We start from the raw sequence: 12,897 nt of genomic DNA, 5'->3' as shown, positions 1-12,897 counted from the left end.
GCGAATATAGCTTGTAAACAACATGCGATATGCCGGATTTAACCCAAATCCGCCAATGTAAAAAAGCACCCTGACCGTATTTGTACGAATCGGGATGCTTTTGGACTTTTCTTTAAGGGAGCCTACGGAATGTTCTTACTGCTTACGGCCTCGCTCATAAGCCGCTTTGTATTCTTGGGCCATCTTCTCTCCGCCCGCTTGCTTCCACCTTTCGATTTCGGCCTTCCAGCCGGCTTCGTCGATCTTGCCCATGATGAAATTCGTTTCCGCGTCGCTGATAAGCTGCTCCAGCATCCGCCCTTTTTCGGAGAACGTGGCAGAATCCAGCGTTAACGCAGGATTAACGACGATGTATTTCTCATTTTCTTTCGTAATCTGATTGTTTTTTAAATATAAATCGCTTTGCTTCATCGGCTTCGATATATTATAGCTTTCATTGCGCTGCGGCAGTGCATCACGGTACGGCTTCACCTCTCTTGCATCCGCCTCCGGGTTCAATGGCACGGTGAATTCTCCCTTGTCTTCCCAATGCCTGCCTTCAAGCCCTTTAACAAGAAGCGTCGCCATAGGAGGATCCATCAGCTGGTCAATAAACCTTAATATTCTTTTCAATTCGTCGACCGTTTGGACCGTATCTCTAGGAATGGCCAGGAAGCCCGCATTTCCGCTTTCCCCGGGCAGTCTTCTGCCGAAGGGTCCTTCTACGGGAGCTGCATCGATGACAGCGGTCGGTACTGCCTTGATCAGCTTGTCCTGCATGGTCTGCGCATTGCCTCCAGACATCCGGATAGCCGTGCGGCCCGACTCAAAAGCTTTATCGATCTCTGTCGCATCGACAACCGCAAAATCCTGATTAATCAGCTTCTCCTCATACAGCTTGCGAAACAGCTTCATGGTGCTGAAGAAGGGCTCCGTCATGAATTCCGGGATGAATTCTCCATTTTCTACCTTCCACTTGTTCGGACCGCCTTGAGCTACGGTGAATCTGGTTAACGTGGAGGAAGTATCCTGGTTATATTTTTTATCCAGCATAAATCCGTAGGTATCGTCCTTACCGTTATGGTCCGGATCCCCCTTCGCCATGAGCTTGATGACGCTGTACCATTCATCGAGAGTTTGGGGCAGCTGCACGCCGAATGCGTCGAACCAATCCTTGCGGTAATGAACGGCAGCCCGGCCCAGCTCCCTAAACAGAGGAACACCGTATATTTTGCCATTTACGGCAATGTTGTCATAATAGCGCCGATCCTGTGCAGACAAATTTTTATAATCCTTCAAATAAGGCCCGATTTCCCAAAACAAATCTGATTTCAATGCCCCCATGATTGTCGGCGTATAATTAAGCTTGATCAGCTTCGGCAGCTCGTTGGAGGCGATCATGACGTTCACCTTCTCATCGTAGCCGGAAGTCGGAATCCATTGTATCTGCAAATCCGTCTGCGTATAGGCTTGAATCGCTTTCTCCATCTCATTGTCTTTAGGCGGGATGTCGCCCGCTTGATTCACAACAAAGGTTAGTGGATAAGCCTCATCGGAGCTCCTTTGGGCCGAGCCTTTCCCCCCATCCTCTGACGTTCCGTCTGTACATGCCGTCAGCAGCACAGATAGCAGCAAAAGAATGCTCATCAGCGATGCTTTGCGTTGAATATCCATTGCCGCCCCCCTCATTAGGAACTAGTCTGAGTCACCTCTATCCCGGCCAAAATAAACGGAGATACCGCTTTCGGGTCGTTATGAACAATACCTTCCCCTATATAGTAGCTGTAAGAGCCGTCACGGTAAGGGTTGCCTCCCAAGCCTGCAACGCTGTTGCACTGGGTGAGATGATATTGGCCTTCTTCATCCGTAACAACCAGATGCTCAAGCAGTCCTTGATATCCACGGACGGCCTGCTCTCTGGCTTCATTCCCAAGCAGTCCCAACCGATTGCCCTTGGCCAGCGCATAGACGAACATGGAGCTTCCCGATGATTCCAGGTAATTGCCTTCCCGTCCTGCTTGATCCAGCACCTGCGGCCACAGTCCTGTCGCCGGATCCTGCACCTTGCTTAAAGCCGCAGCCAGCCGCCGCATAACCGCCTTCAGTTCACCCCGGTTCGGATGATCCGACGGAAGACATTCCAGCACATCCGCCAGCGCCATCATATACCAGCCCATAGCACGGCTCCAGACATGAGGAGAACGGCCCGTACCAGGCTCCGCCCACTGCTGCTGAAGCGAGGAATCCCAGCCGTGCCGGAGCAATCCGTTTGCCTCATCCCGCGTCTTCTTCTCTACCAGCAGGAGCTGATAAGCCGCTTCATCCAGCCATGCGCGCTCTCCGGTCAAAAGCCCGTAACGGGCGAGAAACGGCGAAGCCATATAAAGACCATCCAGCCACATTTGGGAGGTGTAGCCTTTCTTGTGCCAGAAGCCTCCTTCTTCCGTACGCGGATGAGACTTCAGCTGGGACATTAGCAGCTCGATCGCTTGACGGTACTTTTCTTCTCCCGTCGTTTTCAGTAGAAGAAACAACAGCTTTCCTTGATTGACCTGATCCAGATTGTAGTCTTCCACCTTATAATTCAGAATCGTACCGTCCTGCTGTACGAATAAACCCATCATTTCACGGATGTAATGAAGATACTGCTCATCACCGGTTATGTCATAGCAGGCCTCCATGGCTCTAAGAAAACAGCCATTTTCATAATGCCACCGCTTGGTCAAGAATCCTCCTCCGTCCGGCTTCTTATAGCGAAGCATGAACTGTCCGGCCCACTCCAGAGGATCGGCAATCCCTTGTTTATTCCATAACATAGCTTGTTCCACCTTTCTATTTTATAGGTCAAATGGTTACCGGTACTACAGGGTTCAACCTGTTATGAGGACTGCTCCCTATCGAGCATTTCCCTGTACTGTCCCGGTGTCGTTCCGTAGGTTTTCCGGAAATTGCGGATAAAGGCGCTGATATTTTTATATTGAAGCTTTTCGCCGATTTCCGATATTTTCATCGTCGTTGTTTCGAGCATGACCTTAGCCATACTCATCCGGTAATCGGATAAATAGTCGCTGAACGAAACGCCCATCTCCTTTTTGAACACGCGGCTTAAATAAACCGGATGAAAATTCAGCGTCTCGGCGCACGATTCCAACGATATTTCGGCGTCGTACAGATCGTGAATCATTTTGACGATGCGGTCGGCAATGTTCACGTACTGGGTGTCCGCCTTCTCGGAGAGCATCGTAATGATCGGGACAAACAGCTTGGTTTGGAACCAAAGAGCGATTTCCTCGCGGGTTTGCAGCTTTAGGAGCTGCTCCACAGCGCCTTCTCCCTCTAGTATTTTCCTCAGGGAGACCCCTTGGTCCTGAACAATGTGCAATATGCGCGACATGAGCTGAATGAGCAGAAGATGGTGCTCGTTCATAAAACCGTCCTTATTCAGCACGGAAGACAAATATTGGTTGAAAATGTCAATCGCCTTCTCCAGTTTCACCTCCTGCAGAGCTTGAGCCAGCTGATCCTCCATCAGCTTCAGATGAGAGTAGACCTTCGACTCCACCGCTTCGTTATGCTCGATGTCCTCATAATGGGCGATGATATCAGGGCCCAGATGAATCCGGCATTTCAGTGCGGCCATGCTCTCCCCATAGGCTTTCACCGTATCGTTCAGCTGGCTGAATGCCCTGCTGATCCCGATGCTGACCTGAAGCTGCAAATAGAGCTCCACCTTGGCTTTAATCAATTCAGCAGTCTGATAAAAATAAGCCTTCACCTGCTCCGGGTCATCGACTGCCGACGCCAATAAGGTGACCTGGGAGGTTCCGAGCAGTATCGGGCTGAACCGCGTCTCCACAGGCAGCAATTCTCCCACAATATTGTTAATGGCAAAAAGCAGCAGCTCGCGATCCTGTTCCTGATACCTCGTATCCTGCAAATGATCGATTTGCAGGGTCAGCACCCCTAATCGTTTCCAATCTTTGGGGAATCCATAAAGCCCGGAACGATACATCCGGTCGCCGTCATGGATTTGCCCTGTAAACAGCTTCAGCACAAAAAACTCCTTCAGATGCCCGGATTGGCCCTGCATCTGTTCTTCCAACCGGCTTCGGGAGACGGCAAGCGTTTCAATGCTTTCCTTGATGTACTGCAGCTCATCCCTTTTTATGCCTTCCCGGGAAGCCTCGGGTTCGATTCTTTGCGTCAGCTCCAGCAGGCTGCGAATCGGGGAATACATTCTTCGGCTTCCGAAATAACCAATGATCAATACAACGATAAAAATAAACGAACAAGCAGCGGCTGTAAGAACCGCCGTTTTCTTCGTATCCTTCGTCATTTCGGCGATCGAAGCAACGGAGACATAGGTCCATCCGTTATACCCGGAGGAACGGTATAGCACAGCAACCTCCCTGCCGTTCATCCTGGCGTTGAAGGAGCCTTCCTGCTCCCGCGCACTGCCGCTCCTCTCCTGCACGATTCGGTTGATGTCGGCATAAGCCGCCGTGGAATCGGAGGATGCCAGGAAGGCTTGCCCCGACGAATCCAAAATATAATTCGAGCTGCTTGAGGAGCCGTGATTGGGGGTCAGCATAGCCCGAATATCCGCTGCCGCTATTTGAACGACCAGAAGCCCTCTCGGCGTGTTCGTTCTGGGAAGCAGCGGTATTTTTTCCACGAGGCTGATCGTATCGGACGCAGGGCTGCGGACGGCCCCGGCAGCTTTGGAAGAAGCACCCGCCTCCAGCTGCCCGCCTGAAGGGGCGGTCCATTTCATCGTGCTCCAAAACATGCTGGCGGGATGGGCGGCATAGTTATAGATCTCACTTTTATTTTCGTACGTGCTCAGCTTCTTCATCACACCCAGGTTAACGACCCAATCCTTTTCCACATTCACAAGGTAGGCTTGCTTGATAACGGCGGTCGATTGCAGATTGGTCAGCTCAGCCGTTAGCTCTCGGACCTGCACGAAATCTTCTCCATCGAGAGACGTGTCCATAGCCGACTGAATCATAGAGGAGTTGGCCAGCTGGGTTGCAGACATTTCCAGCGATTTCAACGTTTGCTCAACCCTCATTTGGGTTTGAAGCAGCAGCTGCATGTTGGCTTCACTGACCTTTTTTTCAATATCCTGCGTCGCCAAATAATAAGATACCAAGCCGATAAACACCGTTGGAAGCGCTCCCAGCAGGAGGCTGAAGCTTAACAACCGCACTAAAAATTTGGACATGACCTTATCCCCCTTCCCGCATGTTATACCACGATACCGAGTGAAGTACCGCCCGATCAACGATATCCTAATTAGAATTAGGACGCGCCGCACTTTCCCTTGCACTTCATGCCTTGTCTTGCTATGCTAGGCGAAGAGGGGGGAACCCGCGTTGAAGACGGATTTTGAAATCCATTTTTCCAAGCAAGCCGAGAATTCGGCGATGGACATGTACCATTATCACGACTTTTATGAGATCTATTATTTGTTCGGCGGAGAACGCTACTACTATTTAGAAAATCATATATATCACGTAACCAAAGGCTCCGTTGTCTTCGTCAATAAGAACGATATCCATAAAACCCTAGAAGGCGGGGCCGGACATGACCGCGCGGTTCTTTACTTCACAGACCGTTTTTTAAGCCGGTTTCAGCCCGATCAGCTGAATCTGCTGCTGTCTCCGTTTCGTTCAAGCAGCAAGGTGATATCCTTTAATAATCAACAGCAAAGCTATATAGAAAACCTGCTTTTTCAAATGAAAAAAGAGTACATGGATACCATGCTCCCTGGCCGGGCCGAATTTTTCGAGGCGCTGCTAGTGCAGCTGCTTCTTTATACGTCACGAATATGCATGGAGTCCGATCAAATCACTCCGAAGCCGATGGACGGCAAAATGACCGAAATTATCGGGTATTGCAACGAGCATTACAGGAAACCGCTTACTCTGGAAAGCGTATCCTCCCGCTTTTTTATAAGCCCCTACTATTTCAGCCGTTTGTTCAAGCGTACTACGGGATTTCATTTTCCCGAATATATCAATACGCTGAGAATCCGCGAGGCTCAAAGAATATTAAGGGAGGATCACGGCAAAATGATCGAGGTTGCCGAGCAGGTCGGGTACTCCAGTATCACGCACTTCAACCGGACGTTTAAACAGGTAACCGGGATGGCGCCGATGACGTACAAAAAAATGATCCAGGCCTCTCCGGAAACCAAGACGCGTTCGGAGAAGTAAGAATCCGCTGTCCCTCCACAGGCGGATAGTTAAGAAGGGGACGGGACCGGCAGCCACCAGTCCCGTTAACCTTCTCTATTCGATTCGGAACCAATCGAAATCCGCATAGCCCCGTGCGTCGGCAGCCTGCCCTTGGCTCAGGCAGAACAAGCCCAGCTTAGCGCCTACCCAGTGGCCCTCTACCGCCTTGAATACATCGCCTACCGGCGTAAAGCTACTTCCGTCCAGGCTGTATTCGAACGTGCATTGTGCTTCAAGCACAACCTTCACTCTCAAGTAAACCGTCTTCGCAGTGGACGGTAACGCAAGCTTCTCCGCTGTTTCCTCGGAGGAGCCTTCTTTATTGCCTTGACCCTTCACAAAGACAAGCTGCAGCCCTTCCTCAGCCGACTCTAACGCAAGGTAGCGGTACTCGTGACCGAACACGGTCAAACCCGCACGCTCTTGTGCGCTGCCCGGTGCGAATTCCAGCTTGGCGGTCGCCGTAAATTCAGGAGCAGGGAGCTTCTGGCAAAGAATGCTTGGCAGATCGTAGAAGGTAGATGTTCCTGCCGGAAGAGGCTGAGCATGCAATCTCAGATGGCTTTCGCGCGCATCCAGCGAATACCATTCCTTCCGGTTATTCGCCTGCCACTGCCACTGAAGACCTAACGAAGGCTTCTCGAATTCATCGCTCATGTCCGGTACGGCAAACGGATATTCTCGTCCCACATTCGGCTTCTTGTGTACGAGTACAGGCTCGCCGATTCCGTCTCCGTTGGTGTCGATCCCCATAGCCGGCCAATCGTTCTCCCAGGTCATCGGCTGAAGGTGGACAATACGTCCGTAAGCGTCCCGATCCTGGAAGTGAATGAACCAGGACTCGCCGGACTCCAGCTCCACATAGCCGCCTTGGTGAGGGCCATTTACGATGGAATCCCCTTGATGAAGCACGATTTTATCCTCATACGGTCCAAAGATGTTTTTGGAACGCAGAATGGTTTGCCAGCCTACCGCTACGCCGCCGGCCGGTGCGAAGATATAATAGTATCCGTTCCGCTTGTAGAACTTGGGACCCTCAATTGTCGGATGATCTTCCGTCCCGTCAAAGATTAGAGTGCCTTCGTCAAGCAGAGACTTGCCGTCTGGGCTCATCCGGCATACCTGCAGCTTGCTCTTGATGCCGCAGCGGCTTTTGGCAAACGCATGCACCAGGTAAGCTTGGCCATCTTCATCCCACAGCGGGCAAGTATCGATATATCCTTTGACTTCCTTCACCAGGTGGAGAGGAGTCCATGGGCCTGCAGGATCCGTAGCGGTCGTCATGAAGATGCCTTCATCCGGCGCTCCGAAATAAATCCAAAACTTGCCGTCATGGTAACGAATGCTTGGCGCCCAGACGCCGTCTCCATGGCGGACGCCATCGAATTCCGGCGGCAGCTCCTGGATTGCATGGCCGATCAGCGTCCAGTTGACCAAATCCTTCGAATGCAGGATCGGCAGCCCCGGAGTGCTGTTAAAGCTGGATGCGGTCATGTAGAAATCTTCCCCGACACGAATCACATCCGGGTCCGAATAATCCGCATAAATGATCGGATTGCGGTAGGTGCCGTCACCCAAATCGGCATACCATACCGGTTTTTGTTGACTGCTTACGTTCATGTTTCCAATCTCCTTTAGTTAGATGTTACCCCGCTAAACCGGAACGGGGACCGTTGCTTACGTTACCTTCCGCATCGATAAACCGGATGCCCCGGCTGTTATGTTCCTTAAACTCCATTCCCGGCCTGGACGTTACCCGCACGTCGCGGAACAGCACGCCCTCGGCATCAATGCAAGTAATTCCTTCATTCGCAACAACGTTCACCCGATCGAACCGCAAATTTTGCAGCAGCATTTCCGGAAGCCCGCGAAGGAAGATTCCTTTATCGGCCCCTGAACAGTAAGTATCGGAAATCGAAATGTTGCGGAAGCATGGAGTTTCCTCCGTTACCGGATCCATATCGGCGTATTCCTGCTTGATTTCATAATACATATCGAATACGATGGCATCCTTGATGATGTCCTTCATCCAAATATTCGATATGGTTATGTTCTCTACAACACCGCCGCGTCCCCGCGTGCTCTTGAACCGGAGCCCGTTATCCGTTCCGATAAACGTGCAATCCGATACCTCCACATGCCGGACGCCTCCGGACATTTCGCTGCCTACTGTAAAGCCCCCATGTCCGTGGTAAACGGTGCAGTTGCGAATGGTTACATATTCCGTCGGTACCCCTGTGCGCCGGCCCTGCTCATTCTTGCCTGATTTCAGACAGATCGCGTCATCGCCGACATCAAAGGAGCTGTTATGAATATTAGCGTAACGGCAAGATTCCAGATCAAGACCGTCCCCATTCACCGAATGCCAAGGATTGCGCACGGTTACATTGCGGATCGTCACATGCTCACATAACCGCGGATGCAGACACCAGCTGCCCGAGTTCTGGAAGGTCGGTCCATCCAGCAAAACGCCTCGGCAGTTCGTCAGCCCGACCAGAACCGGCCGCAGATACACCTTGTACGGTTCATAGGCGGCAATATCCATTATGCCCTCCGCCTGTAAAGCCTCGGTTGCCTGTCTGCCTTCGCTTGCCTCCCGGGTAGGCCACCACAAATTATTGGCGTCAACGACGCCCCCCGAGGAGACGATTTGCTTCCATTGCCGTTCGGTCATTTTATGCTTCTTCACGCATCTCCAGGCATCGCCGGATCCGTCGAAAATTCCAGAGCCCGTGATGGCTATGTCGGTTAAATTCTCTCCATATAAAGGAGGCATGGCACGTACAGCCTGCAGCCCCTCGTAATTGCTCGGAATCAGAGGGTAATCATCAAAATCTCGGCTGAAAATAATCAGCGCTCCATCCTCAGCGTGCAGCCGTACCTTGCTCTTCAGCCTTATCGGTCCGGTCAGCCAAATTCCCTTGGGAATGATGACCGTACCCCCGCCTGCGGCGGCACAGGCCGTCACGGCTTCATTAAAAGCATCTGTATTCTTAACTATCCCGTCGCCTATTGCTCCGTAGTCGGTAACGGAACAGGTCCATTCAGGGAATATGGGTACACGGACATCCTCTGAACGAAAAGCCGCATCGCCCGTTTCAACGATCTGTTGCTCAGTCATTATGAAGCTCCTTTTTCCATTCCAAATAAGGCCGGATCCGACTTGCTGCATGCAATATCATTGTAATGCAATCCCCCGGCGCGTTCTACACAATACATGCTCAGAATGAAGCAACTTAACAATTCTTGCACTCTTGAAGAATCGAACCTTATGGAGAGACGGCTCCCCGATTCGGACTCCGCAAGAAACTATGATATATTGGAATAAACATCCTCTTGCCTTGTGTTCGAGAGGATCGCACACCTGTTTCACTAAAATAACTTATGAGGTGAACCGATTATGGAACCTGCATTGCAAGCTTATTTGGCTGAGCATCGAGACCGTCATTTGGAGGAGATAAAGGAATTCGTCCGCATTCCGAGCATCAGCGCCAGCACGGAGCATAAGCCGGACATGATCCGGGCCGCCGAATGGCTGGCGGAAGCGCTGCGTAAAGCCGGACTCGAACATGTAGAGGTGCTGTCTACTGCCGGTCACCCTGTCGTTTACGCGGATTGGCTTCATGCTCCGGGACAGCCAACCGCCCTTATTTATGGACATTACGATGTGCAGCCGGCCGATCCGCTGGACCAGTGGGACACGCCTCCTTTTGAGCCTGTCATTCGTGACGGCAAGCTGTACGGACGGGGAGCCACGGATGATAAGGCGCAGCTCTACACCCATGTCAAAACCGTGGAGGCTTATTTGCAAACGATCGGCAAGCTTCCGGTCAATGTGAAATTTTGCATCGAAGGGGAAGAAGAGATTGCAAGCCCCAGTCTCCCCGCCTTTCTGGAGCAGCAGGCAGAACGGCTGCAAGCCGATGCCATCGTCATCTCCGATGGACCGATGCACGATGTAGGCATCCCTTCGATCTGCTACGGTCTTCGCGGCTTGTGCGGCTTCCAGATCGACATCCAGGGGCCGAAGAACGATCTTCATTCCGGTTTGTATGGCGGGGGTGTCGCAAATCCAGCAACCGCTCTCGTTCAGCTGCTCTCCTCCATGCGCTCGGAGAATGGACATATCGCCATTGAAGGCTTTTACGACGGAGTCAATGAGTTGTCCGATACGGAACGCACCGCATTCCGGGAGCTTCATTTTGACGATGCCAAGCAGGCAAACGAGCTTGCCGTACCCGAGCTGACCGGGGAGGAAGGCTACTCGTTCCTTGAGCGGACAACCGCCAGGCCGACGCTTGAAATTAACGGCATCTATGGCGGGTATCAAGGAGAAGGGCTCAAGCCTATCGTCCCTTCGACTGCCAGTGCCAAGATCTCCTGCAGGCTTGTCGACAACCAGGAGCCCGATCAGGTGATGAAGCGGATTGAAGCTCATATCGAGAAGTATAAGCCTGCCGGAGTCACAGTGAAGGTACAGCAGACCCATCGCGGCAAACCGTTCTACATCTCACCGGAGCACCCGTATATCCAAGCGGCTGCCCGAGCGTATGAGGACGGCTTCGGCAAGACGCCGGTCTATATTCGCAGCGGCGGCTCCATCCCGATCGTCGAAGTCTTCTCCAAGGTGCTGGGAGCCCCTGTCGTTATGATGGATTTTGGCCTTCCGGGAGAAAATATGCACGGGCCTAACGAGCATTTTCATCTGGAAAACTTTGACAAAGGCGTCGCCACCTTGTGCCGTTATTGGCAGGAGCTGCATGGCATACAGAACAAGTAGCGCAAAAAGAAGCCGTCTTTGCTTAATCCGCAAGGACGGCTTTGTTGTTAGCAGGAGGATTCTTCTATACAGAGCAAGGCAGTGCTGCGCCGTCCTAGTGAATTTCTATCGACTTCACTATCCGGTTTTCCTGGATAAAGGTCAGGAAATCCTCCACCCCGTAGCCGCCCGGAAGCCGAACCAGCATGACCAGGTGAATCATTTCATCCGAATGCTCCTCCACCTGCAGGCTCAGTACTGCGATCTGTTTCTGCTTCAGCATTTGCTGAATGCCTTCCATACAGCCGGGCAGATTCGAAATTTGCATGGTCACCTGCTCCGTCTTGGGCGAAGCCAGCCAAGGAAACCGCCGGTGCAAAATAATTTGCGCCAATATTATAATGACCGTCGTGCCTATTCCCATCAGAAACATGCCGGAGCCGATGGCCATCCCGATCCCGGCTGTAGCCCAAATTCCCGCCGCTGTCGTTAATCCCTTGACCGTATGCTTATGCATAAAGATCATCCCGGCACCAAGAAACCCTACGCCACTGACGATTTGTGCGGCAATACGTGAAGGGTCCAGCCCAAGATTGGGCCACCCTATTTGATCCTGAAAGCCATACTTCGAGATGCACATCATGAGAGAGGACCCGATAGCCACAACGAAGTGAGTCCGAACTCCCGCCTCCTTCATCCGATTCATACGTTCATAGCCTATAAATGCCCCGCAAATGCCGGCGACAATGACACGCACCAAATACTCGTATTCCATCGGCTCACCTTCCTCTTCTTTTCATCTCTTAAGAATTACCCATATCTCGTCCCAATAATCTTACCGGAACGGCACCAGTGCCTTATAAGCTCCCCTTTGTCCCTTGGGCTTGCTTCGATACATCCTTAGGAGATCGTCTCCGGATAAAGCAGCTTGACTCGCGCTTTTCCAGGATGCCTGCAGCCTTTTTATTATTATTGCGGGTAGCCAGCTCTTCTTCCGCTGGAAAGAAGGCCGTCTTTCTCATGTTGGTCAAATTCCCTGAAGTATAATACATCCCAGCCGTTTTGCCGCTTAAAAAATCGGCCGGGGGCTCTGTCCCTGCGATTCCGAATTAACGTCCCTATCGAGCCGGTTTGAATGACGTTGGCCCGTCCTTTATAATGAAATCAGCTAACCAAATGCTAAAGGAAGAGGTGTCATTTATGTTAAAGGTGGAATATCACGGCCATTCCTGCGTTCAATTGTCTGACGGCGAGCATTCACTGATTATCGATCCGTTCCTTACGGACAATCCGTCGGCTATCGTCAAGCCCGAATCGATACGTGTCCAGCACGTCCTGCTGACCCATGCTCACGCAGACCATATTCAAAACGCCGTTGAAATCGCGAAAGCCAACGACGCTACGCTGATCGCTATCCATGAGCTGGCTACCTATATGAGCTGGCAGGGTGTGAAGACCCGGGATATGAATATCGGGGGCCGGCTCTCGCTTGGCTTCGCAGAGCTGCAAATGGTTCAAGCCTTCCACAGCTCAGGCATTATCGACCATAACGCCAAGCAAATTATATATGCCGGTATGCCGGCCGGCTTCATTATTCGCTGGAACGGCCGCACCATTCTGCATGCGGGAGATACAAATCTGTTCCTGGATATGAAGCTGATCGGAGAGCGCAACGACATTGATCTGGCATTCCTGCCTATCGGAGACCTGTTTACGATGGGACCGGAGGATGCCGCCGTCGCAGCCGAATGGCTGCAGGCCAAGCAGGTCGTTCCCGTGCACTACAATACGTTCGAGCTCATCCGCCAGGACGGCGCTGCATTCCTGGAGCTGCTCCAAAGCCGCGGCATTCAAGGAACCCTCATGCACCCCGGCGAGCATATTACTTTATAATTCCGGATGATCCGGCTCATGCCC

Annotated in this window: 10 protein-coding genes; 3 read left to right on the top strand and 7 right to left on the bottom strand. The window is 51.9% G+C overall.

What is annotated here, in order from left to right:
* Nucleotides 1-135: 135 nt before the first annotated feature.
* The 3 genes from ABEA66_RS03625 to ABEA66_RS03615 all read right to left on the bottom strand — a co-directional run bounded on the left by ABEA66_RS03625 (nt 136) and on the right by ABEA66_RS03615 (nt 5,206).
* A complete protein-coding gene (locus tag ABEA66_RS03625) occupies nt 136-1,653 on the bottom strand; it encodes an extracellular solute-binding protein (protein ID WP_345586110.1) in 1,518 nt (505 codons plus the stop codon).
* A 14-nt stretch (nt 1,654-1,667) separates the two neighbouring features.
* Complete coding sequence (locus ABEA66_RS03620; protein ID WP_345586108.1) at nt 1,668-2,795, bottom strand: glycoside hydrolase family 88/105 protein; 1,128 nt, start codon at nt 2,793-2,795, stop codon at nt 1,668-1,670.
* A gap of 62 nt (nt 2,796-2,857) precedes the next feature.
* Entirely contained in the window at nt 2,858-5,206 is a 2,349-nt protein-coding gene (locus ABEA66_RS03615; RefSeq protein ID WP_345586106.1) for a helix-turn-helix domain-containing protein, read from the bottom strand.
* Nucleotides 5,207-5,357: 151 nt separating this feature from the next.
* Here ABEA66_RS03615 and ABEA66_RS03610 point away from each other — a divergent pair, with 151 nt between their 5' ends.
* A complete protein-coding gene (locus tag ABEA66_RS03610) occupies nt 5,358-6,200 on the top strand; it encodes an AraC family transcriptional regulator (protein ID WP_079912618.1) in 843 nt (280 codons plus the stop codon).
* Nucleotides 6,201-6,275: 75 nt separating this feature from the next.
* On the opposite strand, the gene ABEA66_RS03605 is transcribed toward ABEA66_RS03610, so the two are convergent.
* Both ABEA66_RS03605 and ABEA66_RS03600 read right to left on the bottom strand, forming a co-directional pair.
* Nucleotides 6,276-7,841 (bottom strand): glycoside hydrolase family 43 protein, encoded by a 1,566-nt coding sequence (locus ABEA66_RS03605; RefSeq protein WP_345586101.1) that lies wholly within the window; start codon nt 7,839-7,841, stop codon nt 6,276-6,278.
* A 25-nt stretch (nt 7,842-7,866) separates the two neighbouring features.
* Entirely contained in the window at nt 7,867-9,342 is a 1,476-nt protein-coding gene (locus ABEA66_RS03600) for a glycoside hydrolase family 28 protein (protein WP_345586099.1), read from the bottom strand.
* Between the two features lie 279 nt (nt 9,343-9,621).
* Between ABEA66_RS03600 and ABEA66_RS03595 the strand changes: the two genes are divergently transcribed.
* On the top strand, nt 9,622-11,001 hold the full coding sequence (locus ABEA66_RS03595) for a dipeptidase (protein WP_345586097.1): 1,380 nt from the start codon (nt 9,622-9,624) through the stop codon (nt 10,999-11,001).
* Between the two features lie 94 nt (nt 11,002-11,095).
* On the opposite strand, the gene ABEA66_RS03590 is transcribed toward ABEA66_RS03595, so the two are convergent.
* Nucleotides 11,096-11,755 carry an MgtC/SapB family protein gene (locus ABEA66_RS03590; protein WP_079912622.1) on the bottom strand — a complete coding sequence of 220 codons (660 nt, stop codon included), beginning with the start codon at nt 11,753-11,755 and terminating at the stop codon, nt 11,096-11,098.
* 82 nt (nt 11,756-11,837) lie between these two features.
* Nucleotides 11,838-12,002 carry a hypothetical protein gene (locus tag ABEA66_RS03585; RefSeq protein ID WP_179136151.1) on the bottom strand — a complete coding sequence of 55 codons (165 nt, stop codon included), beginning with the start codon at nt 12,000-12,002 and terminating at the stop codon, nt 11,838-11,840.
* A 178-nt stretch (nt 12,003-12,180) separates the two neighbouring features.
* On the opposite strand from ABEA66_RS03585, the gene ABEA66_RS03580 reads away from it, so the two are divergent.
* Nucleotides 12,181-12,873, top strand: coding sequence for a metal-dependent hydrolase (locus ABEA66_RS03580; RefSeq protein WP_079912623.1), 693 nt, complete (start codon nt 12,181-12,183; stop codon nt 12,871-12,873).
* The last annotated feature ends 24 nt before the right edge of the window (nt 12,874-12,897 follow it).

Origin of the sequence: Paenibacillus vulneris (assembly GCF_039543185.1) — a bacterium.
Taxonomy (GTDB): Bacteria; Bacillota; Bacilli; order Paenibacillales; family NBRC-103111; genus Paenibacillus_S; species Paenibacillus_S vulneris.
The sequence above is the reverse complement of the archived record's forward strand: the minus strand, read 5'-3'. Positions and strand labels throughout refer to the sequence as shown.

Coding starts and splice junctions, on each gene's coding strand:
- ABEA66_RS03590 (WP_079912622.1), bottom strand. CDS start 11,755: ATGGAATACGAGTATTTGGTGCGTGTCATTGTCGCCGGCATTTGCGGG.
- ABEA66_RS03600 (WP_345586099.1), bottom strand. CDS start 9,342: ATGACTGAGCAACAGATCGTTGAAACGGGCGATGCGGCTTTTCGTTCA.
- ABEA66_RS03580 (WP_079912623.1), top strand. CDS start 12,181: ATGTTAAAGGTGGAATATCACGGCCATTCCTGCGTTCAATTGTCTGAC.
- ABEA66_RS03595 (WP_345586097.1), top strand. CDS start 9,622: ATGGAACCTGCATTGCAAGCTTATTTGGCTGAGCATCGAGACCGTCAT.
- ABEA66_RS03615 (WP_345586106.1), bottom strand. CDS start 5,206: ATGTCCAAATTTTTAGTGCGGTTGTTAAGCTTCAGCCTCCTGCTGGGA.
- ABEA66_RS03620 (WP_345586108.1), bottom strand. CDS start 2,795: ATGTTATGGAATAAACAAGGGATTGCCGATCCTCTGGAGTGGGCCGGA.
- ABEA66_RS03605 (WP_345586101.1), bottom strand. CDS start 7,841: ATGAACGTAAGCAGTCAACAAAAACCGGTATGGTATGCCGATTTGGGT.
- ABEA66_RS03585 (WP_179136151.1), bottom strand. CDS start 12,002: ATGAGAAAGACGGCCTTCTTTCCAGCGGAAGAAGAGCTGGCTACCCGC.
- ABEA66_RS03625 (WP_345586110.1), bottom strand. CDS start 1,653: ATGGATATTCAACGCAAAGCATCGCTGATGAGCATTCTTTTGCTGCTA.